Here is a 22,674-nt window from a genome sequence, read left to right as displayed (position 1 = left end):
CTCAAAATCCCAATCAGTGCAAAACACCAACCAAAATCGAGCTTTCGTCTTCTCATTTCAAAACGTAGACTGGCCAAAGTCTCTTTCGGTAACGTCAAGCCTTTCGACCTTCCGCCACCGCAGACACCCGCCGTCCACGTCTCTCTTTCTTCTTAACCAACAATGTCAAAGATCAGACGAAAAAAACCTCGTCCCCAGAAACAACATCCCTGCTATCCCCGGTCAAAGCATGCTCACCAATGTCTTGGTAGTCTGCTCTCTATCTAGTCTCCAGCCCTCGATCTTTCAACCGTTTGCAGGAGCGAGTTCGTTGGCCGCCAGAAGCAACCGCCGCCCCGTTCGATGTGCGGCTTATAAGACCCACCGGCAGCGAAGGTCAATGGCAAAATTTCGTTCTGCAGAAAAATTCTTATAAGCCATAGAAAACAAAGGATAATTTTGGCGCGCTCAAAGAAACGGCGTTCCGACACAGTCAATCCGTCAACCGTCGAGCACTCGCATCAGCGACGGACGTCGGGATTACGCAGTGACGCGGTGCGGGTTCCAGATCGCCCGCACCCATGCACAAAGCCGAGGGCCTAATGACGTGATCGCTTTCATCACGATTTCGCCGTCAACCGCCAGATCGGCGCCGCGAGACCACTGCGTGCCAGGTCGGGCCGGGAGATGATCTCACCGGTCAGATTCGGCACCCAGCGCGGATCGACACCGATATCGACCAGCAGATGATCGGGGAGCGAGGCCAGTTCACGCGGCAGGCGGGGATGCTCCACCTTCTTTCCAGAACCGGTAAACAGGCGCTCCACAAGGAGCCATAAGCGGTCGGCAAACGTGGCCGTTCTGAAATCGTTGGCATAATCGGACATTTTAGCACCTCTTCTGTCATCAAGATTTCCTTGATGCTCTTCCATGCTGCAAACATGACAGATTGACCTGATTGAGAGAAACGAATAGTCTTTTCGACATCATTAAGTTTTCCTTGAAGATGAGATGCGCGCAGTTCCGGGTACACGGGCGTTGAGAACACTGGTTGCCGCGGGCCGGCATCTCAATTTCACGCGCGCGGCGGATGAGCTGGCGCTGACACCGGCGGCGGTCAGCTACCAGATCAAGGAGATCGAGGATCAGCTCGGCGTGCAGCTGTTCATCCGCTCCAGCCGTTCGATCAAGCTGACGGAAGCCGGGACGATCCTGCACGAGGCGGCGTCGGAGGCGCTCGACCAGCTCAGCCGGGCGATGACGCGCGTCCACCGGCTGTCGCGGGGCATGACACAGCTCAAAGTCTCGGTCGATCCGCAGGTGGCGACGAAATGGCTGATGGGTCGGGTAGACCAGTTCCGCAAGCTGCATCCGGCCATCGATCTGCGGTTCGATGTCGCCTATGAACTGCGTGACTTCGAAATCGACGATATCGATGTCGCCATCCGCTTCGGCGCCGGCAAATATCCCGGACTTGCAGCCAACAGGTTGTTCGAGAACGTCATCGTGCCGGTCTGCAGCCCGCGTCTTCTGGCTTCGGGCAGGCCATTGAAGGAGCCGCACGATCTGCTGCAGCACACCCTAGCGCATATCGAATGGTCCCGCCCCGGGGTGACATGGCCGAATTGGCACCAGTGGATGGCCGCGGCCGGCATCGCCGATTTCGACGACAGCCGCACCATCGTCTTCGAGCGGTCGGCCGACGCGGTCCAGGCTGCATTGACAGGAGAGGCGGTGGCGTTGGCCGACTTCGCCATGGTGGCAAACGACCTCTCCGAGGGGCGCTTGATCCGACCGTTCGAGCTCAGCATCCGGGTGCCGGCAGAGTTCGCGTATTTTCTCGTCTACCCGGAAGAGACGACGAACGACCCGCGGATTGCCGCTTTTCGCGAGTGGATTCTCGGCGAGACGGCGAAGATGGCGATGTAAGCAAAGGCGTTGAAAGTGTCTCCATCAATCGCATATCTCCACGCTGCGGCGGGCTTTTTGCAGCATGGCGATACCCCGGTGCATCTCGTCTTCATCCGCGCCGGCATAGCCCATGACCAGGCCCTTGCGCGCAGTCCCATGCCGGTACTGGATTGACAGAGGCGAAACGCCCAACCCGAGCTTGCGTGCCTCATCGGCGAGAACGCGGTCATCCATGTCATGCCGAAGAATTCCCACCATCTGGATACCGGAGCTGTTGGGCACGATTTCGAGCCAGTCCGAAAGATTCTCTTCGCATAGGGTACGGAACCTTTGCCGCCGGCTGGCATAGTGTCGGCGCATGCGCCTCAGATGCCTAGCCATATGCCCCTCCTCGATGAACTCGGCCAATGCCGCCTGCAGCACCAGCGGCGCGAATTGGCCGGTTATGCTGAGGGCTCGCGCAATGCCGCCGGGAAAGCCGGCCGGCAGGACCATGAAGCCCAGCCGCAGAGCCGGAAACAGGATTTTTGCGAACGTGCCGACATAGATGACGCGGCCGCTCTTGTCCTGGGCCTGCATGGCCGGGATCGGCTGGCCTTCGAACCGGTACTCGCCGTCGAAATCATCCTCGATGATCCAGCAATCCAGCGCATCGGCGATGTCCAGCAGTCGCAGTCGCTGCTCCATCAGCATGGTCGCGCCAAGCGGATGGTGACAGGCCGGCGTTACATAGGCGATCCGCGCAGCCTGAGGCGGATCGAGCGTCCAGCCCGTCTCGGTCACACGCATCGGGTGAAGAAAGGCGCCGGCGGCCGTGAATGCGGCTTGCGCACCATAGTAACCGGGCTCTTCCATCCACACGGTTTCGCCGGGATCCAACAGAAGCCGCGACAGCAGGTCGAGGCCGGCCTGTGCACCAGTGGTGACCACGATCTGCTCGGCGCTGCAGCGAACACCGCGCGACGCCTTGACATAATTGGCAATGGCCACCTTGAGCGCCGGCAGGCCGGCAACATGATAGGTGCCGAACAAGGAGGCGCGCGAGAAGCGGGCATGCTTGGCTATCAGCCGGCTCCAGGTCGAGAACGGGAAGGTCTCGGGATCGGGCATGCCGGGATGGAACGCCAGCTGCCCGGGCACGCCATGATGGGCCGGCTGGCGCAGCATGGTCTCGCCCCGCGCCGACAACCGGCTGGGTGCGGCCTGCAAGCGGTCGGGCTCCAGGCCCGACGCTATCGGCAGGTTGACGATGATGGGCGTCGCGCGGTGCCTCGCCTGGATATAGCCCTCGGCTGTCAGCTGGTCGTAGGCGGCGTTGACCGTGTTGCGGGCGATTTCGAGATCCTGTGCCAGGAGCCGGGTCGAGGGGAGCGCGGCCCCGGCAGGCAGGATGCGTTCGGTGATCAGCCGTCGCAATTCCTCGTAGAGTTGCTTCCGCAGCGTTTCTGTACTGTCGTCACGCGATAAAGCGATCGATTCCAGCGGAAAGTTTTCCACGCGAGCCCTCTTTCCAGCAACCGCCAGCCCTTCCGCGTGCGAATCTGGTTCCTCGCAAACGAGCCGATCTGGCTCTTTTGGTAGGCACAGATGCTGGTAACATTTCTTTCATGAAATGAGGGAAATTCCAATGGGCGTGAAGATCGGCATCAATCCTATTACCTGGTCGAATGACGATGTGCCCTCCCTCGGCGGCGACACGCCGCTGGAAACCTGTCTCAGTGAAACGCGGCAGGCCGGCTATGACGGAACCGAACTCGGCGGCAAATTCCCGCGCCAAAGTGCCGAGCTTTCGGATATCCTTGGTCGTCATGATCTCGCACTCGTATCGGGCTGGTTCGACGGCCGCGTTCTCGACCGCGAGGTCGACGAGGAATTCGACGCCATCCTGCCGCATCTGACCCTGCTGCGCGATCTCGGCGCTACGCGCGTCGTCTACGCCGACACGTCCCGCGGACGCCATGACGGGATTTTCCAGCCGATCTCGCAGCGCCCAAGGTTGCCGGAGGATGAATGGGCCGCCTATGGCGCCAAGATCACCAAGCTCGCCGAACGCATGGCGGAGTTCGGTGTTGGAATGGCCTTTCACCATCATATGGGCACGATTGTCGAGACGGACGCCGAGATCGGCCAGTTGATGCGGCATTCGAGCGAGGCAGTCGGGCTGCTCTACGACACCGGCCATTGCGTGTTTTCCGGCGGCGATCCAAAGACCTTGCTGGCCACGCATCTTGCCCGCGTCGTTCACGTTCATTGCAAAGACGCCCGCCCTGCCATGCTGGCGAAGGCGCGCGCCGAGGATATGAGCTTCATGGGCGCGGTGCTGGAAGGAATTTTCACGGTGCCCGGCGATGGCTGCATCGACTATCCCACGCTTTTGAAGATGCTTGCCGATGGCGGCTATAGCGGCTGGCTTGTGGTCGAAGCGGAGCAGGATCCGGCAAAGGCCCATCCGTTGACCTACGCCACCATGGGCTACACCTATCTGAAGCAGGCGGCGCTGGATGCCGGCTTCACACTCGACGGCAGGGGATGAACATGGACAGACCAGCGCCAGAGCGTTCCGGCCTGATCGTCAATGTCGACGATCTCGGAATGTGTCACGGCGCGAATGCGGCCTTCCTCGATCTTTTCGCCCGTGGCCGCTGCGATTCCGGCTCGGTCATGGTGCCCTGCCCTTGGTTCTCCGAGATCGCGGAAGCCGGTCGCCAGACGCCGGGATTGAAACTCGGCGTGCATTTCACGCTGACGGCCGAGAAGAAATACTATCGCTGGCGGCCCCTCACCTCGCCTTCGATACGCTCAGGTCTGGTGGATGGCGAGGGCTACTTTCATGGCGACCCGATCGACCTGCGCTACCGCGCCGATCCGCTGGCAGTGGAAGAGGAGATGCGGGCTCAGGTGGAAACCTTTCTGGCAAAGGGATTGAAGCCGACGCATTTCGACCCGCACCAGGACGCGGCGCTGGCTCCGGAATTCCTGCCGATCTATCTCAAGCTGGGCAGGGAATATGAGGTGCCGGTGCTGTTTCCGAAGTCGCTGTCCGGTCATGGTTCGATCGGAGGCATTGGCGCGCTGAATGCCGCCTTTTACGAGGACGTGGCGCGGGACTTGGCCTCCTCCGGCAATATACTGGTCGACCAGGTGCTGGAAACGCCTTGGCATCTGGAGGGAAACGCCGAAGACCGTTACCGGGCGATGTTTTCCAAGGTCCCGGGAGCCGGCCTGACATTCGTGGCGCTGCACGCCAATGCGGCGGGAGAGATCGAAAATATCGAACCTGACAGCGCGATGATCCGCATTGAGGAATACGACCTGTTGAGGAGTCCAGGACGGATCGACTGGCTGGACGGCCTGGAGGTGTTGCGTGGCACACTCCGGGACTTCCAGCAGCGCATGAAGATCACTGAGGAGATAGGCGCCGATCCCGCGGGCGCAGAGTGAATTTTCCGACAATGCGGGCAGCCTGTAGAGGGATGGAACAATGCAACGCATCAAGAGAATGAAGGAAATCCTGTTTTCTGCCGGTATTGCGGGAGCGCTGCTCCTGGCCGGATTTTCACCCGCGGCCGCCCAGATGAAGCCGGCCAAGGATGTCCATATCGTCTTCGTCACCCACGGTCAGGCCAACGACAATTACTGGTCGGTGGTCAAGAACGGCATCAAGGAGGCGGTCGACCAATTGCATGTGAAGGTCGACTATCAGGCGCCGACGACATTCGATGTCGTCAAGATGGGTCAGATGATCGAGGCCGCGACCGCCGCCGGCGTCGATGGTCTTGTCGTCACCATCCCCGACGCCGCGGCGCTGGAAGCGCCGATCAAGGCCGCCAAGGCCGCCGGCATTCCCGTCATCGTCACGGATACCGGCCTCGAACAGGTCAAGCCCTGGGGTCTCGACCTCTATATCGGCGGCGGCGCCGAATATCCGAATGGCCTCAATGCCGGCCACATGCTCGGCAAGGAAGGCGTCAAGAAGGCGATGTGCGTCAATCACGAAGTCGGCAATGTCAGCCAGGACGAGCGCTGCCGCGGCCTCGCCGATGGGCTGAAGGAAACCGGCGGCACGGTCGATATCGTCGCCGTGACGCTCGACCCGACCGAGGCCACACGCCGTGTCCAGGCCTTCATGACGGCGCATCCAGGTTCCGATGCCATGGTCCTGCTCGGCACGACGCTGGTCGGTCCGATGCTCGACATGCTCAAGGAACAGGGGATGGACGGCAAGCTGAAGATCGGCGTGTTCGACCTCTCGCCCGAAGTGCTCGACGCGATTACCGACGGCAGGATCCTCTTCGGCCTCGACAACCAGCAGGTTCTGATGGGGTATCTGCCCGTTGCCGTGCTGACGGCGCATGCGATGTTCGGTACCATGCCGACCTCTGACATCATCACCGGTCCGGTGCTCGTCACCAAGGCGACCGCCGCGTCCGTCAAAACCCTCAGCCAGCAGGGCTACCGCTGAGCGCAAGCGGGCGGTGCGCTCTGCCGCGCCGCCCGCAGGTCGACGTGCCCCCTGAGAATGCGAGGACGATTTATGAGCAACGAACGGATTGCAGCTGCGAGTGGAACCAATCCACCCACTGGCGTACGGGCGACATCCCAAACCGCATTCCTGTCCCGGGCGCTCAGGCGGCCGGAACTGGGCGCGCTTGGCGCCACCCTTTTCGTCTTCCTGTTTTTCCTGGTCACCGCGTCCGGCAGCGGGCTGTTCAGTCCGCTCGGCATCGTCAATTTCCTCACCGTATCGGCTCAGCTCGGCATTCTGGCGGCAGCCGTGTCACTGTTGATGATCGGCGGCGAATTCGATCTTTCGCTCGGCTCGACGATCGGCTTTGCCGGCATCGTCATCGGCATTGGCGTGGTCACGCTGGGTCTGCCGATCTGGCTGTCGGTGCTGATCGCCTTCATCGTGGCCGTCATCATCGGCGCGCTGAACGGCCTGCTCGTGACCCGGACGAAGCTCCCCTCCTTTATCGTCACCCTGGCGAGCTACTTCATCTTGCGCGGGCTGAGCCTGGTCGTAACCCGCATGCTGACCGGCCGGACGCAGATACCCTACATCACCAAGGATTCACATGAGACGGGACTGATCTGGATCTTTGGCGGCAAGTTCGGCACCTCGTTTCTCAACTGGCTGGCCAGCATCGGCTGGTTTCCAACCCGTCCCGATGGATTGGCCGCCGTGCAGGGCCTGCCGGTGTCGATCGCGTGGTGGATATTGCTGACCATCGCCGCAAGCTGGATCCTGCTGCGGACCTCGTTCGGCAACTGGATCTTCGCTGTCGGCGGCGACGTCAATGCTGCCCGCAATGTCGGCGTGCCGGTGGAGCGGGTAAAAATCCTGCTGTTTATCGGTTCAGCACTGGCAGCGACCCTGTTCGCCACGATCCAGGTGTTGGAAGCCGGCTCGGCCGACGTGCTGCGCGGGACCCAGAAGGAGTTCGAGGCGGTGATCGCAGCCGTGATCGGCGGCAACCTCCTGACGGGTGGTTATGGCTCGGCGGTGGGCGCCATGTTCGGGGCGCTGATCTTCGGCACGGTGCAGATGGGCATTTTCTACACCGGGGTCGACAGTGACTGGTTCATGGTTTTCTTGGGATTGATGGTCCTGGTCGCTGTGCTGTTCAACAATTACATCCGCCGCAAGGCGACCGAGTCACGCTCATGATCGCTACCGCCAACCAGACAACGCCAATCGTCAGCCTCGAACAGGTGAGCAAGCGCTTCGGTTCGGTCAATGCGCTCACCGATATCAGTTTTGCCGCCCACAGGGCGCAGGTCCACTGCCTGCTGGGCGACAATGGCGCCGGCAAATCGACGCTGATCAAGATTCTCTCCGGCGTTCACCAACCTTCGGCCGGTGTAATGCGCATCGACGGAAAGGAAACCGTGCTGACCTCGCCGCGGCAGGCGCTCGACAGCGGCATCGCCACGGTATTTCAGGACCTGGCAATGATCCCGCTGATGTCGATCACCCGCAATTTCTTTCTCGGCCGCGAGCCGCACAAAGGCAAGCTCCTGACCCGCCGCTTCGACGTCCGGCGCGCGGACGCCATCGTCACGGAAGAGCTCGACCGCATGGGCATTGCCGTGCGCGATCCGCAGCAGCCGGTCGGCACGCTATCGGGTGGAGAGCGGCAATGCGTGGCGATCGCCCGCGCCGTCTATCATGGCGCCAGGGTGCTGATCCTCGACGAACCGACGTCGGCGCTCGGCGTCCACCAGGCTTCGATCGTCCTGCGCTACATCGCCAGCGCCCGTGAACGCGGCATCGGCGTGATCTTCATCACCCACAACATCCACCACGCCTATCCGATTGCCGACATGTTCACCTTGCTCAACCGCGGCAAGGTCTACGGCACATTCCGCAAGGACGAGATTTCCGAAAGCGAGGTCCTCGACCTGATGGCCGGCCGACGGGAGCTCAAGGATTTGCATCAAGAGTTGGCGCGATCCGCCTCCTGAACTCATTCAAAAGGTAACCGCTATGAACAACAGACATCGCCTGAAAATCGGCGTGGCCGGCTGCGGCCTGATCGCCCAGGTCGAGCATATTCCCAACCTGCTCGCCCTGCCCGCCATGTTCGAGCTGGTCGCCATCAGCGACCCCTCGCAGACGGTTCGCGACGCGTTGTCTAAGCGCTTCGGCGTGCCGGCGGTCGCCGATGCGCAAGTCCTGTTCGGCATGGGGCTCGATGCGCTGATGGTCTGCGCGCCCGATGCATGGCATGGCGAACTGGTCGAGGCCGGGCTGAAGAACGGCCTGCATGTGTTCTGCGAAAAGCCGCTTTGCTACGGTGCTGCTGAGATCGATGCGCTCATGGAGCTGGAGCAGCAATCCGGATTGGTGGTTCAGGTCGGCTACATGAAGCGGTTCGACCCCAGTTACCAGGCCGCATGCGAATACATCAAGGACAAGGGCGGAAAGCTGCGCGCCATCAGTGTCGAGGTCAACGATCCCGATGCGGGACCATTCGTCGGCCATCATCCATTGATTGCTGGTTCTGACGTGAGCCCAGCACTGATTGCCGAAACGGGAGACCGCAAGGCGAAGCAGGTTGCCGCCGCACTGCGGCGGACACCTGGCGCGATATTGGCCAAAGGGTTTGCCGGGGCGTATTGCTCATCCCTGGTGCACGACGTCAATGCCGTTCATGGTCTGCTCGATGCCATGGGCATCACGGCCGGAAAACCGCTGCAAGCGGCAATCTTCGCCGGCGGCGCTGCCGCCCAGGGCGCGGTCGAACTGCGCGATGGGATGGCCCTGTGGAATATGGTCTATCTGGAATTGCCGTCGGTCGGTTTCTACCGTGAGCGGATCAGCCTCTATTTCGACGACGAAGTGGTCGAACTGGTCTTCCCCGCACCCTATCTCAATCATTTCCCGACGCAATTGACCATCACCCGTCCGGGCGGCAAGGATATCGAAACTGTCGACGTGAGATCCGGCTTCAACGAGCCCTTCGTGCTGGAACTCGAAGCATTGTGGTCAAGCATCACGCAGGGAACGTCGAAGATCAACACCATGAGCGAGGCCCGGCGCGATCAGGCTTTGCTCGCTGCCCTCGCTTTGAAGGCCGCGCAACATCTGGATTGACAAACATAGTCCGGCGCCGTGTGAAGCATGGCACCAACACCCATCGAGACCACGCCCTGGCAGGTCCGGTCGACAAGACGCGCGCCGCGCCGCGGAGGTCACTCCTGCGGCTGCTCCCAAAAAATGATAAGATCGCTGAGGACCGGGTTTATCTTGAGCAATTGGGGATTGTCGGGGGCGATGTGATCGGCGCCATAGAGCGGCCCCAGCATGTCAAAGGTGACACCGGGCGCTGAAAAAACCGCAACCACCCTGCATCCGCCCTCCAATTTGCCCCGCGGGAATTCTGCGGATACTGCGTTGGGACCGCCATCCCTCGTTTGATCGAAGCCCGACAGATCGAGTGGGGCGCCATAGACCGCGGTGGCTTCTTTGAGCGTCATTCCCACTTTGAGGCCAAAAACAGTCCATTGACTATTCTGTTCCCTGAGGTAGAGCCCCGTCGGTTTGCTCCTGATGACATCGTCAGACCATTGGATTTCCAAACGCAGCGTCGGATCATCGGGATAAAGCTGCATTCCAGCCCACGATTCTCCATCGGTGCCGGCCACAACTGCAACCCTGGCCTGCTTGCCATGGTGCTTGAGGATCGCCAGACCGGTCTGACCGGGATTGACCGGCCATTTGCAGTTGACCTCGCCTCCCGGCGGTCTTTCCGCAGCCACAGTCATATTGCCGGCATCAGCCGCCAGAACCGCCAATGCGGCCGATACGAAGAGGGAAAAGCGCGACTTCATGATACGATTATCTCCTGGACCACGAGAGGGACAGTTGGCTGACAGTCGGACGCTGCTTCACCAAGTCCGGACTGTCGGAGGAAATCTCTTTCCCGCTGAGCAATTGCTGGATTTTGAGATCATAGGAACCTGTAAACGTGACGTTCAGGCGGCAACCACCGTCAAGCTTCTCCAATCGCCCGCCTGAAAAGACTCCGTTGCCTTCGATATCATCGTCCGTCATTTTGAGCTTGAACTGACCGCCATTGATCGCCGCGACATCCTCAAGGCTCATTCCGATCTTCACACCGTTCACCGACCAAGCAGTGACGCTCGACGACACTTCGACGGCTGCAACGTTTTTGACGAAATCATTGTCCTCGAGTTTCACATCGAGCTGAGCCTCAGAGGAAAAAAGCGCAACTTCGATGGAGGAATTGTTGTTCTCATCGTCGAATTCGCTGAGCCTTGCCTGTTCGCCAAAGCGCTCATACAGACTTTCGCCCGTGTCTTTGCTTGAGACCGGACCGCTGCAGGTGAGTTCTCCGCCGACCTTAGGAGCATCTGCCGCATGAGCGGTACCCAGCCCAAAGGTCGCAACGATCAAAGGAAGCAGGAATATGCATAATTGCTGTTTCATGAAACGAAATCCTGTGCATGCCCGAAGAGCTGGGCGATGTCTGATGTGATATGATTGAGGCGCAACGGGCACGCTTTCAGGGGTCATCCGGGTTCGCTTGCTGCAGGCGCTGCAGGGCATCCTTAGGTCCCAGATAGCGCCCGAGCTTGCTGTCCCATTTGAAGCGAACCGATTGCTTGCGCTTGGAGACCGCAACTGGCGGCTCGCCGCAATAATCTCCCCCGCGTGTCTTCGATACCGTCACGCTCACCTCGACTGTATCCGGCATGTGCCTTCGGCGTGCGCCAAGCGTGCGGAAGGATGAAACCTGCTTGACGGTGCCGTTGTCGTCACAGCCTTGCCAGTCGAGTGTGAAATAGGAGACCACCGTTGCCAGCCGATCGTTTCGCACCAGCAACAGGGTGGTGAACAGATAGGCCTCCTGCGAATTGAAGTGCGAGGAGCGAAAGATCAGCACACTTCCGCCGCTCGACAGCGGCAATATCGGCGGTTCCTCCGGCGAGGTCCAGAGATCGAGGCCGACATCGATGGCGTCCAGAAGACGAACCTCTCCGTCAAGCGCATAAAACGCCAGCACGGTAAAGCTCTGGGCGGAGCCGCCGTCCTGGCCAAAATCGAAAACCAGCACCATCTGCCGCTTGCCGCCCGAAACAAGGTCGAGCCTTTCGACATGATCGATCTCGGCCAAGCTCATGTCCGTGTTTTCGCTGTCCGGGTCGTTCACATGCCGCACCCTGCGGATCTTGCCGCCTCTATAGACGTTTCCGTCTTGGTGCAGGTCGGCGACGAAATAGCGGGCAAGATCGAGATAGGTCGTCGGCAATCCAGGCGCGACGCGATCCTCCAGAGCCACATTCGCAAACTTTGCGCCGGCGCGCGCTGCAAATGCCACATCCGCCGCGAGGAGCCCGATTGCAAACGCGAGCAGCAAATTCAATAGGGGTTTCATTCGGCATTCCTTCGATGTGACTGGTCTGCCGGCCAGGAACGGACAGCTATCCCGTGGTCCGGGTCAGAACATGAAATGGTCCTGTGCCAGGTCGGCCATCGTGGCGTTGTCGAAGGTTAGGACATCCCCACCGCCGAAATGCATCGAAACGCCGGAAGCGGTCTGCTTGGCATGAGAGAGGACGTCGGAAAAATCGTCGAGCCCTGCTATGCCGCGCAGATCGATCACGTCCTGCAGGCCGTTGAAATCGCAGATATGGTCATGACCGCCGCCTTTCGAAAACACGAATGTATCGTAGTCGGCGCCGCCATACAGCATATCGTCACCCTTGCCGCCGGTAAGGATATCATCGCTGTCGAGACCATAGAGGATATTGGCGCCTGCATTGCCTCGGATGACATTGCTCTCACTGTTGCCGGTCGCCGTCAGTCCGCTTTTGCCGAGCAGCGTCAGGTTTTCGAAATTGAGGTCCAGCGTCCAGTTGGACGCAGCTTTGACGGTATCGATGCCACCGTCCATGCCCTCGACGAGCTTGGTCTGCTTGTCAGATACCAGATAGCGGTCGTCGCCGATGCCGGCGTCCACTTCCGTCGCATGGCCGCCCCGGCCGTCATAGATGTCGTTGCCGCCGCCGAGATGCACGGCTCCGGTCAGGGTACCGTCATTGCGGATGATTTCACGCGAGGCGTAATTGCTGGACCCTATGGAAAGAATGCCTCCGGTGATTTCGCCATGGTTGACGACGACCGAGCGGGCGCCGGAACCGGCCAGGAAGCTCATCCCGACCACGCCTCCGTCAATCGTGCCAGTATTGACCGTCTTACAGCTGTCGGTGCCGTCGAGGGATAGGACAACGCCTACGCTATCGCCGCCGATAGTCCCAGCGTTGACGATCATTCCTTCAGCATTGCCCGTGACGCCATACATGGTGGCGGCGATGTGTCCGGTGTTTTCAAGCAGCGTATGGGCACCATTGAACTCGATGCCCGATTGGCCTGAGATCTTGCCGTTATTGACGAGGTGCTCGTTGTCGGCAAAGCTGGCAATGCCCTTGGCACCGGTGACGACACCATGCGCTGAAACCGTCAATGTGCCGCCGCCGCGATGCAGATCATTGCCGACGACAACTCCGAATCCGGCGGATGGATCGGCGGTTATATGGCCGGCGATGAGGAAATCGCGGTTCTCGGCGCCATTTTTCGCGTTGATGCCATGTCCCGGTTTTCCGGTCACGGCGATATTGGCGTCACGATCGAGGACATAAAGGACGTCGTCTTTGGCGGCGCTCACCGTGGTGTCGCTATCGGTCGAAAAGTGGATGGTCTTCATCAGTTCAGCCTCAGGAACATTTGTTCGTCTGATGCTGATTTGAGGCGCGTCCGTTTCACGGGTATTTTCCGCAGCACGCCTTTTTGTTTCAATTGTTTCATCGGGAGTTTTTTGAACGAAAACGACCAGGCTGCGGCGCGGCCGTTAGCGCCAGGCTTATCCGCGCGTCATGAACCGCGCCAGGAGCGCGGCGATCCGGCCATAAGGCGGCATGGCCAGACGTGCCGGATTGAAAAGCCGCACCTTGGCGATGCCTCTCGCATGCGAGAAGCGGACAAAGCCGTCAAAGCCGTGATAGGCGCCGATGCCGCTCGGCCCGATGCCGCCGAACGGCAAGTCGCTTTGGGCGATGTGCAGCAGCGTGCCGTTGATCGTGACATTGCCTGATATGGTCGCCGCCAGTGTCTTGCGCTCGAGTGCCCTGTCGCGGGTGAAGAGATAGAGCGCCAGCGGCCGCGGACGCTGGCGGATAAAGCGCAGCGCTGCATCGAAGTCGTCATAGGACACGAGCGGCAGAATGGGCCCGAAGATCTCCTCCTCCATCAGCAGGCAATCCGGAGGCGGGTCCAGCACCAGGGTGGGCTGCATGCCGCCAGCTGGGATCGGGAGATCAGCGGCGACGAGCTTCGTGCCGCGGGTACGGCATTCGTCGAGGCCCTTCGTGAGCCGATCCAACGCGCGGGCGCCGACGAGGGTCGAATAGTCCGCACCGCCATCCTCACTCGGATAGAAAGCCTTGATCCTGGCGAGCAAGGCTTCCGTGAGCGCATCGAGCTTGCCGCGCGGCACGAGGACATAATCCGGCGCGATGCAGGTCTGGCCCGCATTCATCAGCTTACCGAAGGCAATGTCGCGCGCTGCCTCTTCGATGGGATAGTCCGGCGCGATCAGCGTCGGCGACTTGCCGCCGAGTTCGAGCGTCACCGGTGCGAGGTTCTGTGCTGCGGCCGCCATTACCTTGCGGCCAACGGAAGTGGAGCCGGTAAACAGCAGATGATCGAAGGGCAGAGCCGAAAAGGCGGCGGCCACGTCGGGGCCGCCCTCGACCACCACGACTTCCTCAGGGCTGAAATATTCAGCGACCAGCCGCTTCAAGAGGGCCGAGGTTTCCGGCAACAACTCCGACGGTTTGATCATCGCCCGGTTGCCGGCGGCGAGGACATCGATCAACGGCCCGAGCGCCAGCAGCAGCGGATAGTTCCAGGGCACCATGATGCCGACCACGCCGAGCGGCTGATATGCGACCCAGTTTGCCAGTTGCAGGAATTCGATCGAGCGGCCGCGCCGGTGCGGCCGCATCCAGCGCCGCAGGTGCCAGCGCGTATGGCGAAGCGACGTCATCAGCGGCGAAATTTCCAGCAATAGCGTCTCATGGCGTGAGCGGTTGCCGAAATCGCGAGAAATGGCGCTGCACCACTCTTCGCTATGCTGCTTCAGCAGTCGGCCAATCCGATCCAGGCGGTCTCGGCGCGTCGCATAGGTCGGATTTGGCTCGAGCTCGAAAGCATCGCGCTGCCGCGTCTGGATCGATTGCATCGTCTCGGAAACGGCGGCGTCCAAATTCTCATTCTCCCGTGCGTGGGCTGAGAGCCGATGGGCTGCGATGCAGGTGCCCGAACACGATCATGCCCAAACCAGCCGCCAACACAAGCGGTAGCAGGCAGGACCAGGCAAAGACCGATGGATTCGTCGCGACGAGGATCGGCCCGGCGACCCCGGTGCCGATCGTTGCCCCGACAATAGCGACAACCAGCGTGCGCGACATCAGCGATCCATCCGCATCATTCTCCGTCAGCACGCCCGTCAGGAAGGGGGTGACGATATAGAAGCCGATATTGACGAAGACCTGCGTCGTCACAAAGACGAAGGCGGTGAAGATATTGAACAGGAAATAGATCGCGACAGCCATGACAAGGAAGCCGAGCAGCACAGAGGGCAGCCGCATCGACCGCTCGCGCGTCATCGAGGGAACCACGGCGCCGACGAAGCCGAGAAGTGACGAAACCGCGAGATAGAAACCGACCTCGCCGCCGCTCAGGCCGACCCGCTCGCCGACATAGCCGCAGATCGCCCATTGCGCAGCCTGCACGGCATAAACCAGGAAGACCACAACCATGGTCAGCAGCATCTTGCCGCGGTCGAGCCTGGATTGCTCGGTTGCGACGGGCATGGCGCGTGGACGCCGGGCGAGAAAGATGAAGAAGGGCGCCATGATGACTGTGAAGGCCGCGATGGCAAGGAAGACGGGCGCACTGTCGGGCTGCAGCTTCATCAGCGAAACCACGAAGAGCAGTAGGCCCATGGTCGTGCCGCCGATCAGGCTTATGCCGCCCCAGAGCCGCTCGGCATTGGCGATCGAGGCGAGATTCATGCAGACGAGGCTGAAGATCGCCCCTTCGCCAAGCCCCGCCACAAGCCGCGCTCCTGCCAGCAGCCAGGGCGAGTGAAGCCAGAAGCTCGATGCTTCGCCGAGAGCGACGGCGATCAGGCCGGCCACGGCCACGACTTTCCAGGATCGCTTGGCGAGGCCCGGCAGGAAGATGCCATAGAGCGCGATGCCGGCCAGCTCGGCGGCGGCGACCATGGTGGCAAGGCCCTCATCATAGCCGGCAAGCTTGCTGATCGACATCACCACGAAGGGCGTGACCATCGTGCCATTGAGGGCGACGGCATAGGCGGCGCTGAGGCCAAGAATCCACCAGATCATCGAATTCCCCCAGGCTCGCAATTGCTGATTTGCATGACCCGCGCGCCTTCGATCCTTGTCATTGCCCCTCCCCCGAAGCGGTATCGTGCAGCATAGAACGTCGAAACCCGCCGGCAAGGGATCGCTGAGGACATGATGGTATCCGATCCGGCCAAACTGGAACACCGTGACATGCTGAAATTCGTTCGGGTGGACGACAGGAGATCACATGGCAAGGCAGGAAAATCTTGAAGATCGCGGCAGGATGGCTTTAAATCGGCAGCCTGCGAGCGAACCAAGAAAGGGGTCAGATGAAGCCAGTCGATGCGCGTTACATGACCGCGAACATCCCAGCCTTTCTTATTCGCAGCCTTGCCGCGACGCTTGGCGAGGTCGGCCTTGATGCCGGGCGCCTCCTCGCCGGCCTCGGCGTTACCTTGGACGACCTTGCCGATCCCGCATGCCGTATCTCCTTCCGTCAGGGGCGCGAAGTGATCCTGCGGGCGATGAAGATGGCGAAGGGCAGGCCGCTGGGGCTCGAAACAGGCATGCGCGAGAGGATCACGTCGGTCGGCCTTGTCGGCTATGCGATGCTGACGGCGCCCACGGTGGGCGAAGCGGTCCGGCTCGGGCTCGAATTGCAGAAGGACACCGGCAGCATGCTGGAGTTCGACATGCGCGCCTCGGGCGAGGGTGTAGCTGTGATGGCGACGAGCCGGTTCAGCGATCCCGACATCTATGTCTTCCTCGTCGAAGAGGCCTTTGCCAGTTTCATGGGCATCGGACTTGCTCTCGCCGGCGAGGATTTCAAGCCGCTCCGCGTCGACTTCGCCTATCCCGCGCCGCCCTATGTCGACGCGTATACCAATGTCTTCGGCTGCGACATCCGGTTCGGTGCGATCGCCAATGCCTTCGTCTTCGACCCTGCCTGGTACGATGAGCCGCTCAAGACAGCCGATCCTTTCGGCCATCGGCAGCTTCTCGAATTCCTCGCCTTCCATCGCGCCCGCTCGCGCGAGGCCGCCGAAGTCATCGAGTCCGTCGAACGGGTGCTGCGGCAGCGGCTGGACGGGCATCATGCCATAGCGAAGGTCGCTCGCGAACTTGGCATGAGCGAACGGACGCTCCGGCGCCGGCTTGCCGAGGGCGGAGTCTCCTTCCAGAGCGTGCTGGATGGGCTGAAGAAAAACCGGGCGCTCGAACTGCTTACCAATCCGCAGATGTCGGTCGAACAGATCGCCTTTGCCGTGGGCTTCACGGACCCGCATAATTTCCGCCGCGCTTTCCGGCGCTGGACGGGCTCGACACCTGGCGCCTTGCGCAAGGATCTTGCCGTCAATTGGCCGAAATAGACCCCAAATCGGATCGGTCGGCCGCTTATCGGAATGTGAGGCCTCGGTTAGACCCTTTCCCTGGGAGACTGTGAAACTAATGACATCCGACCGGTACATATTGGCGATCGATCTCGGCACGAGCGGCTGCAAGGTCGGGCTCGTCTCGCTGACGGGCAAGGTCGCCGGCTGGGCGTTCCGTCCCGTCCGGTTCGAAGTCGTCGACCGGATCGGTGCCGAACAGAACCCGGAGGATTGGTGGACGGCCTTCATCGACGCCGCCCGCGAGGTAATCGGCGGAAGCGCCATCCCCGCCTCCAGCATCGCGGCCATTTGCACCTCAACCCAGGGCGAAGGCACCATCGCCGTCGATCGCGACGGCAAGCCACTGATGAATGCCGTGATCTGGCTCGACATGCGCGGCGCCCGTTACCTGAAGCGTGAAATGCGCGGCCTGAAGGTTGCGGGTTACGATGCGCTGAAGCTGCAGAAATGGCTGCGGCTCTGCGGAGGCGCTCCGGCGTTGTCGGGCAAGGACCCGGCGGGCCACATGCTGCTGATCCGTGACGCCTTCCCCGAAATCTATGCCCGGACCTACAAATTCCTCAATGTGCTCGATTTCTTCAACCTGCGCCTGACCGGCCGCTTCTGCGCCACGCAGGATTCGATCCTGACCTCCTGGGYGACTGACAACAGGGATGTCGACAATATCCGATACCATGACGGCCTGATCGCGATGAGCGGCATCGACAGGGAGAAATTCCCCGACCTCGTCCGCTGCACCGACGTTATCGGCACCCTGCTGCCCGAGGTCGCGGAAGCGATTGGCCTGCCGGCGACAACGCCCGTCGTGGCCGGCGCGATCGACAATACGGCCGCCGCCATCGGCGCCGGCACGCAGGCAGACCGTGATGCGCATCTCTACATGGGATCGTCATCCTGGATCGCGGCACATGTGCCGTTCAAGAAGACCAATGTCCTGACCCAGATCGCCTCGGTGCCCTGCGCGGTCCCGTCGAAATATCTGATGATGGCGATGCAATCGAGCGGTGCTTCCAACATCGCCTTCCTCAAGGATCGTATCGTCTTCCACAAGGATGGGCTGATCGATGCCGAGCCCTCGATCGACACCTATCGCATCCTCGACGAAATCGCAGCGCGCGTGCCTGCAGGCGCCGAGGGTGCAATCTACCTGCCCTGGCTGTTCGGGGAGCGTTCCCCGGTTGACGATCGTTCGCTCCGCGCAGGCATCTTCAATCTCAGTATGCAGCATAATCGCGAGACGCTGGTCCGTGCCGTCTTCGAGGGCGTGGCGCTGAACACACGCTGGATGATGAAGCCGGTCGCGGGCTTCCTCGGCCACAGGATCGAGGAACTCGCCATGATCGGTGGCGGGGCCATATCGGGCGCCTGGTGCCAGATCTTCGCCGATGTGCTCGATGTCCGCATCCGCCAGCTCCGCGACCCGGTGAAGGCCAATGCACGCGGTGCTGCCTTCATCGGCGCAGTCGGCCTCGGCCTGCTCCGCTTCGAGGATGTGCCTGGCCTCGTCGAGGTCGAACGCCGTTACGAGCCGGACCGCGCCAACCGGCAGCTCTATGACGACCTGTTCGGCACCTTCACCGAACTCCACAAGCGGCTTGCGCCGCTCTACCGGCGCCTCAATGGCGGCAATGAGAGGGCCTATGGCTAGTTTTCTGACCGAACGGCAAGAGGTCGCAGACATGTGCCGCCATTTCGCTGCGCACGGCTATTTCGCCGGCACCGGTGGCAATATCGGGCTGAGGCTGGATGACCGGCATTTTGCGGTGACGCCGACCGCGACAGATTACGAGACGATGCAGGCTGAGGATATCGTCGTCCTGCTGCTCGACACGCTGGAGCAGGTTGAGGGCGGCAGGAAGCCCTCGGTCGAGAAGGGCCTGCATCAGCGCATGCTGACCGCCTGGCCGGAGCGGCGCGCCAGCATCCACACCCACCAGCCGATCGCAAGCGCCGTCGCCCTGTTACACGAAACCCTGCTATGGCCGGTCGGCAGCCCGTCCGAGCTCGGCCGCTATATCGGCCTCGTCCCCTACAGACCATCCGGCACCGGCATGCTGGTCAAGGCACTGGGCAAATCCTTGCGATTAGACGTCTACGCCTACCTGCTCGCCAGCCATGGCGTTATCTACACCACGACGAGCCTCGATGACGCAGCCTCGATGGCCAGCCGCATCGAGGCCGCCGCTGCCATCCATCTCCACACACGCATCGACCAGAACGGCCCGGCTGCCTCGCTCCGGCCTATGATTGCCGCAACGCTGGACAAAGCCGTCACCTCAGGAGCCTGAGACATGAATATGACACCACGCCCCGCCGAGCCTGCCTATGCGATCAGCCAATGGCCCGACAACAAGGACCTGATGGACAGGTTGAATGCGCTGCTGAAACTGCCGCCGCGCGGCATCCGCAAGGACGCGATGCCCGGCGTGCTCGATTATTTCGAGCAGAAATGCCAGACATCGAAGGCCTGGGCGAAGCGGGCCGAGGATGTGATTCCGGGCGGCGTACAGCACAATCTCGCTTTCAATCACCCCTTCCCGCTCGCAGCGACGAAAGTCGACGGCCCCTATCTGTGGGACGCCGACGGCAACCGCTACATCGACTTCCTCCAGGCGGGCGGACCGACGCTGCTTGGCTCGAACTATCTGCCGGTGCGCGAGAAAGCGCATCAGGTGATCGACGAATGCGGCCCGGTCACCGGCCTGCTGCATGAATATGAGTTCAAGCTCGCCGAACTCATCCGCCACCACATGCCCAATATCGAAATGTTTCGCATGCTCGGCTCGGGCACGGAAGCCGTCATGGGCGCAATCCGCCTTGCGCGTGCCCATACCGGCAAGAAATGGGTGATCAAGGTCGGCGGCGGCTATCACGGCTGGAGCGACCAGATGGTCTATGGCATGCGCGTCCCGGGCACCGGTCGGCGCGAGGCGATCGGCATCCCGCGTGGCGCCACCGGCCATACACAGGAAGTCTTCCCCAACGAGCTTTCGACACTGCGCCGCAAGCTGCTCTTCAATCGCCTCCGCGGCGGCACCGCCGCCGTCATCGTCGAGCCGCTCGGCCCGGAAAGCGGCACCCGGCCTGTGACTCCGGACTACAATGCGGAAGTCAGAAGACTCTGCGACGAGTTCGGCGCGTTGCTGATCTTCGACGAGGTCGTGACCGGTTTCCGCGTCGGCATGGGCGGCGCCCAGGGCTATTTCAATGTGCGGCCGGACCTGACCGTGTTTGGCAAATGCATTACCGGCGGCTACCTGATGGCTGGCGGGATCGGCGGGCCGAAGGACATCATGATGACGCTGGTCGGCGGCATAGGCACGTCGAAGAAGCGCGCCTTCGTCGGCGGCACGCTCTCGGCCAATCCGCTCTCCTGCGTCGCCGGCTACCACGCGATCGAGGAAATGGCGCGGACGAACGCCCCGGTCATTGCCGGCCGTGCTGGCGACCGGCTTGCCAGCGGGCTGAAGGAGATCATGAACCGGCTCGGCCTGCCCTATGTCGTCTACAATATGGGCTCGATCGTCCATCTCCAGACCTCGGCGGTGCTGCTGATGAGCATGCGCAACCCGATCAAACTCATGCGCGAGGTCAATGCCCGCCGGCACCTGATGGAGGAGATGGGTGCGGCCTATCTCGCGCATGGCATCCTGACGCTCGCCGGCAGCCGCATCTATACGAGCATGGCCGATACCGACGAGGTGATCGACGATGCGCTGAACCGCTTCGAATCCGTCTTCAAGTTGGTGTGACATGACTGCGGACAACAGGGTAATCGAGGATGCGCTCGGGCAGGCGGCCATTCGCTTAGCCGGCAAAGGTTTTTTGCAGCCGGGCGATACGCTGTCGCAACGCGTCCCCGAACAGGATGCTTTCGTTGCAGTCATGATCGCCGCGCCGGGTGGCATGATGGTGTTCCGATGGACCAACCTGTCGGGTGCGCCCTCCGGCTTGCACCACCGCATCTACGCCGCTCGACCGGATGTCGGCGCCATCGCCTCGGGTGCCCTGCCCTGGACCGGCGCGCTCGCCAGTCTCGGCGTGTCGCTGCCTGCCGTCTTCGACGAGCAGGTCCGCCATCTCGGCGTCGAGGTATCTCGCCTGTCCATGCGGTCAACTGATGGCAGGCCGATCGCGGCGCTGTCCAACGGCGCCAATGCCTATGCGCTCGACGATGTCTCGCTCTGCCTCGGCATGGGGCTCGCACGGCTCACGGCCAATGTCGAGATTCTCGAGAAATGCGCCGAAAGCTTCGTGCTGGCGCAGAGCACGTCACGAAAGGTGAAACGCATTCCATGGCTGGTCAAATTCATCGCCAATGGGCGGCTCAGGAAAGACCAGAAGGACGCCGCCGCACGACACCTTCGTGGCGAGCGGGCGATCATGAAAGCCGGCTACTGATGATCAAAGGCGGGCGACAGCGCCGCGACAAATTCGTCTGAACCGCCATTGCCTGTTTGATTTCGCGGTTTCCCTACGGACCAGAACCTGTGCTACAAGCGGTCGAGATTGTTTGCACACGAACGTTCTATGACGACATCTTCGATCCACGCCGAGCTCATCGCCGTCCTCGCCGCCGTGACCGACGGTCAGCCGCGCGTCATGACCATTGACGCCGGCAACGCCCTGCCCTCCGGTCCGTTCGAGACCGGACACCGTTCGCTGCAGCATGGGCTGCGCGAATGGGTGGAGGAACAGACGGGCCAGGCACCCGGCTTCCTGGAGCAGCTCTACACATTTGCCGACCGCGACAGGACGGACGGCGCAGGCCGCACGATCTCGATCAGCTATCTCGGCCTGATGCGGGAACAGACCGAACCTGGCCGTGGGCATTGGCGGGGCTGGTACGACTACCTCCCCTGGGAAGACCATCGAAATGGCCGGCCGGCCATCTTGGTCGATTTGCTCGATCGTCTCCAGCGCTGGGCGGCGGACAGTCCGGTAGCGAAATCCGACGAGCGCAAGCGCAGGATAGCGATCGCTTTCGGCGGCGCGGATGCGCAGTGGAATGAGGATCTCGTCCTCCAGCGTTACGAACTGCTCTATGAAGCCAAAGCTATCGGGGAGGATCGAGGCCTCGGCCCGACGACCTTCGGCCGCGCCATGGCGGGCGATCACCGGCGCATCCTGGCGACGGCTATCGCAAGGCTCCGTGCCAAGATCAAATACCGGCCGGTCGTGTTCGAACTGATGCCCAGCCAGTTCACCCTGCTGCAATTGCAGCGTACCGTCGAAGCCCTGGCAGGACTGACGCTCTACAAACCCAACTTCCGCCGGCTGATCGAACAGCACGATCTCGTCGAGGAAACCGGCGAGAGCGAAAGCGAGACGGGTGGCCGGCCAGCGAAGCTGTTCCGCTTCAGGCGCAGCGTGCGGGAAGAACGCGAATTCGCTGGAACTAAATTACCACTTTCGCGGGTTTGACATATTCTCAAATCGAGAATATGTCTCTGTCCGACTAATACTCAATCTGAGTATATAGGAGGCGCAT

General features: G+C 61.4%; 21 protein-coding genes. 13 read left to right on the top strand and 8 right to left on the bottom strand.

Features of this window, described 5'->3' with window-relative positions; genetic code table 11:
• Nucleotides 1-599 precede the first annotated feature (599 nt).
• On the bottom strand, nucleotides 600-866 hold the full coding sequence (locus AC1DYF_RS09135) for a hypothetical protein (RefSeq protein WP_477876394.1): 267 nt from the start codon (nucleotides 864-866) through the stop codon (nucleotides 600-602).
• A gap of 124 nt (nucleotides 867-990) precedes the next feature.
• On the opposite strand from AC1DYF_RS09135, the gene gcvA reads away from it, so the two are divergent.
• Nucleotides 991-1,908 carry a transcriptional regulator GcvA gene (gene gcvA / locus AC1DYF_RS09130; protein ID WP_477876393.1) on the top strand — a complete coding sequence of 306 codons (918 nt, stop codon included), beginning with the start codon at nucleotides 991-993 and terminating at the stop codon, nucleotides 1,906-1,908.
• Nucleotides 1,909-1,932: 24 nt separating this feature from the next.
• On the opposite strand, the gene mocR is transcribed toward gcvA, so the two are convergent.
• Nucleotides 1,933-3,387 carry a rhizopine catabolism transcriptional regulator MocR gene (mocR, locus tag AC1DYF_RS09125; RefSeq protein WP_477876392.1) on the bottom strand — a complete coding sequence of 485 codons (1,455 nt, stop codon included), beginning with the start codon at nucleotides 3,385-3,387 and terminating at the stop codon, nucleotides 1,933-1,935.
• 130 nt (nucleotides 3,388-3,517) lie between these two features.
• Here mocR and iolE point away from each other — a divergent pair, with 130 nt between their 5' ends.
• The 6 genes from iolE to AC1DYF_RS09095 all read left to right on the top strand — a co-directional run bounded on the left by iolE (nucleotide 3,518) and on the right by AC1DYF_RS09095 (nucleotide 9,487).
• Nucleotides 3,518-4,423 (top strand): myo-inosose-2 dehydratase, encoded by a 906-nt coding sequence (iolE, locus tag AC1DYF_RS09120; RefSeq protein ID WP_477876391.1) that lies wholly within the window; start codon nucleotides 3,518-3,520, stop codon nucleotides 4,421-4,423.
• 2 nt (nucleotides 4,424-4,425) lie between these two features.
• On the top strand, nucleotides 4,426-5,331 hold the full coding sequence (locus tag AC1DYF_RS09115) for a ChbG/HpnK family deacetylase (RefSeq protein ID WP_477876390.1): 906 nt from the start codon (nucleotides 4,426-4,428) through the stop codon (nucleotides 5,329-5,331).
• Between the two features lie 40 nt (nucleotides 5,332-5,371).
• The gene (locus AC1DYF_RS09110) at nucleotides 5,372-6,352 is read left to right on the top strand and encodes a rhizopine catabolism ABC transporter substrate-binding protein (RefSeq protein WP_477876389.1); all 981 of its coding nucleotides are present in this window, start codon (nucleotides 5,372-5,374) and stop codon (nucleotides 6,350-6,352) included.
• Between the two features lie 72 nt (nucleotides 6,353-6,424).
• Nucleotides 6,425-7,558 (top strand): ABC transporter permease, encoded by a 1,134-nt coding sequence (locus tag AC1DYF_RS09105; RefSeq protein WP_477876388.1) that lies wholly within the window; start codon nucleotides 6,425-6,427, stop codon nucleotides 7,556-7,558.
• Nucleotides 7,555-8,355: an ATP-binding cassette domain-containing protein gene (locus AC1DYF_RS09100; RefSeq protein WP_477876387.1), complete on the top strand. Its 801-nt coding sequence runs from the start codon at nucleotides 7,555-7,557 to the stop codon at nucleotides 8,353-8,355. Before AC1DYF_RS09105 ends, AC1DYF_RS09100 begins: the two co-directional genes overlap by 4 nt.
• Before the next feature lie 22 nt (nucleotides 8,356-8,377).
• A complete protein-coding gene (locus tag AC1DYF_RS09095) occupies nucleotides 8,378-9,487 on the top strand; it encodes a Gfo/Idh/MocA family protein (RefSeq protein WP_477876386.1) in 1,110 nt (369 codons plus the stop codon).
• A 98-nt stretch (nucleotides 9,488-9,585) separates the two neighbouring features.
• On the opposite strand, the gene AC1DYF_RS09090 is transcribed toward AC1DYF_RS09095, so the two are convergent.
• The 6 genes from AC1DYF_RS09090 to AC1DYF_RS09065 form a co-directional block, all read right to left on the bottom strand.
• Nucleotides 9,586-10,224: a hypothetical protein gene (locus tag AC1DYF_RS09090; RefSeq protein WP_477876385.1), complete on the bottom strand. Its 639-nt coding sequence runs from the start codon at nucleotides 10,222-10,224 to the stop codon at nucleotides 9,586-9,588.
• A gap of 7 nt (nucleotides 10,225-10,231) precedes the next feature.
• Nucleotides 10,232-10,843, bottom strand: a complete 612-nt coding sequence (locus tag AC1DYF_RS09085) for a hypothetical protein (RefSeq protein WP_477876384.1) — start codon at nucleotides 10,841-10,843, stop codon at nucleotides 10,232-10,234.
• Between the two features lie 76 nt (nucleotides 10,844-10,919).
• The gene (locus AC1DYF_RS09080; protein WP_477876383.1) at nucleotides 10,920-11,792 is read right to left on the bottom strand and encodes a hypothetical protein; all 873 of its coding nucleotides are present in this window, start codon (nucleotides 11,790-11,792) and stop codon (nucleotides 10,920-10,922) included.
• Between the two features lie 63 nt (nucleotides 11,793-11,855).
• Nucleotides 11,856-13,121, bottom strand: a complete 1,266-nt coding sequence (locus AC1DYF_RS09075) for a calcium-binding protein (protein ID WP_477876382.1) — start codon at nucleotides 13,119-13,121, stop codon at nucleotides 11,856-11,858.
• Between the two features lie 156 nt (nucleotides 13,122-13,277).
• The gene (locus AC1DYF_RS09070) at nucleotides 13,278-14,681 is read right to left on the bottom strand and encodes a coniferyl aldehyde dehydrogenase (protein ID WP_477876381.1); all 1,404 of its coding nucleotides are present in this window, start codon (nucleotides 14,679-14,681) and stop codon (nucleotides 13,278-13,280) included.
• A 4-nt stretch (nucleotides 14,682-14,685) separates the two neighbouring features.
• Nucleotides 14,686-15,828 (bottom strand): MFS transporter, encoded by a 1,143-nt coding sequence (locus AC1DYF_RS09065; protein WP_477876380.1) that lies wholly within the window; start codon nucleotides 15,826-15,828, stop codon nucleotides 14,686-14,688.
• Between the two features lie 290 nt (nucleotides 15,829-16,118).
• Here AC1DYF_RS09065 and AC1DYF_RS09060 point away from each other — a divergent pair, with 290 nt between their 5' ends.
• From AC1DYF_RS09060 to AC1DYF_RS09035, 6 genes are all read left to right on the top strand, one after another.
• The gene (locus AC1DYF_RS09060) at nucleotides 16,119-17,159 is read left to right on the top strand and encodes an AraC family transcriptional regulator (protein ID WP_477876379.1); all 1,041 of its coding nucleotides are present in this window, start codon (nucleotides 16,119-16,121) and stop codon (nucleotides 17,157-17,159) included.
• 79 nt (nucleotides 17,160-17,238) lie between these two features.
• Nucleotides 17,239-18,831, top strand: coding sequence for a xylulokinase (locus tag AC1DYF_RS09055; protein ID WP_477876378.1), 1,593 nt, complete (start codon nucleotides 17,239-17,241; stop codon nucleotides 18,829-18,831).
• Complete coding sequence (locus AC1DYF_RS09050) at nucleotides 18,824-19,471, top strand: class II aldolase/adducin family protein (RefSeq protein ID WP_477876377.1); 648 nt, start codon at nucleotides 18,824-18,826, stop codon at nucleotides 19,469-19,471. The genes AC1DYF_RS09055 and AC1DYF_RS09050 overlap by 8 nt, the downstream gene beginning before the upstream one ends.
• Before the next feature lie 3 nt (nucleotides 19,472-19,474).
• Nucleotides 19,475-20,935, top strand: a complete 1,461-nt coding sequence (locus AC1DYF_RS09045; protein ID WP_477876376.1) for an aspartate aminotransferase family protein — start codon at nucleotides 19,475-19,477, stop codon at nucleotides 20,933-20,935.
• A gap of 1 nt (nucleotide 20,936) precedes the next feature.
• Entirely contained in the window at nucleotides 20,937-21,584 is a 648-nt protein-coding gene (locus AC1DYF_RS09040; protein ID WP_477876375.1) for a hypothetical protein, read from the top strand.
• Between the two features lie 129 nt (nucleotides 21,585-21,713).
• Nucleotides 21,714-22,607: an NUDIX hydrolase gene (locus tag AC1DYF_RS09035; RefSeq protein WP_477876374.1), complete on the top strand. Its 894-nt coding sequence runs from the start codon at nucleotides 21,714-21,716 to the stop codon at nucleotides 22,605-22,607.
• Nucleotides 22,608-22,674: the final 67 nt, after the last annotated feature.

It is taken from the genome of Rhizobium sp. P2_G9, from assembly GCF_056403475.1.
Note: the sequence above shows the minus strand (reverse complement) of the source record. Positions and strands in the feature narration are given on the sequence as shown.

What these genes read in the sequence shown, in the direction of transcription:
- AC1DYF_RS09035 (WP_477876374.1), top strand. Translation starts at nt 21,714, where the DNA reads ATGACGACATCTTCGATCCACGCCGAGCTCATCGCCGTCCTCGCCGCC.
- AC1DYF_RS09065 (WP_477876380.1), bottom strand. Translation starts at nt 15,828, where the DNA reads ATGATCTGGTGGATTCTTGGCCTCAGCGCCGCCTATGCCGTCGCCCTC.
- AC1DYF_RS09115 (WP_477876390.1), top strand. Translation starts at nt 4,426, where the DNA reads ATGGACAGACCAGCGCCAGAGCGTTCCGGCCTGATCGTCAATGTCGAC.
- AC1DYF_RS09040 (WP_477876375.1), top strand. Translation starts at nt 20,937, where the DNA reads ATGACTGCGGACAACAGGGTAATCGAGGATGCGCTCGGGCAGGCGGCC.
- iolE (WP_477876391.1), top strand. Translation starts at nt 3,518, where the DNA reads ATGGGCGTGAAGATCGGCATCAATCCTATTACCTGGTCGAATGACGAT.
- AC1DYF_RS09075 (WP_477876382.1), bottom strand. Translation starts at nt 13,121, where the DNA reads ATGAAGACCATCCACTTTTCGACCGATAGCGACACCACGGTGAGCGCC.
- gcvA (WP_477876393.1), top strand. Translation starts at nt 991, where the DNA reads ATGCGCGCAGTTCCGGGTACACGGGCGTTGAGAACACTGGTTGCCGCG.
- AC1DYF_RS09050 (WP_477876377.1), top strand. Translation starts at nt 18,824, where the DNA reads ATGGCTAGTTTTCTGACCGAACGGCAAGAGGTCGCAGACATGTGCCGC.
- AC1DYF_RS09105 (WP_477876388.1), top strand. Translation starts at nt 6,425, where the DNA reads ATGAGCAACGAACGGATTGCAGCTGCGAGTGGAACCAATCCACCCACT.
- AC1DYF_RS09095 (WP_477876386.1), top strand. Translation starts at nt 8,378, where the DNA reads ATGAACAACAGACATCGCCTGAAAATCGGCGTGGCCGGCTGCGGCCTG.
- AC1DYF_RS09080 (WP_477876383.1), bottom strand. Translation starts at nt 11,792, where the DNA reads ATGAAACCCCTATTGAATTTGCTGCTCGCGTTTGCAATCGGGCTCCTC.
- AC1DYF_RS09045 (WP_477876376.1), top strand. Translation starts at nt 19,475, where the DNA reads ATGAATATGACACCACGCCCCGCCGAGCCTGCCTATGCGATCAGCCAA.
- AC1DYF_RS09085 (WP_477876384.1), bottom strand. Translation starts at nt 10,843, where the DNA reads ATGAAACAGCAATTATGCATATTCCTGCTTCCTTTGATCGTTGCGACC.
- AC1DYF_RS09090 (WP_477876385.1), bottom strand. Translation starts at nt 10,224, where the DNA reads ATGAAGTCGCGCTTTTCCCTCTTCGTATCGGCCGCATTGGCGGTTCTG.
- AC1DYF_RS09100 (WP_477876387.1), top strand. Translation starts at nt 7,555, where the DNA reads ATGATCGCTACCGCCAACCAGACAACGCCAATCGTCAGCCTCGAACAG.
- AC1DYF_RS09110 (WP_477876389.1), top strand. Translation starts at nt 5,372, where the DNA reads ATGCAACGCATCAAGAGAATGAAGGAAATCCTGTTTTCTGCCGGTATT.
- AC1DYF_RS09135 (WP_477876394.1), bottom strand. Translation starts at nt 866, where the DNA reads ATGTCCGATTATGCCAACGATTTCAGAACGGCCACGTTTGCCGACCGC.
- AC1DYF_RS09060 (WP_477876379.1), top strand. Translation starts at nt 16,119, where the DNA reads ATGAAGCCAGTCGATGCGCGTTACATGACCGCGAACATCCCAGCCTTT.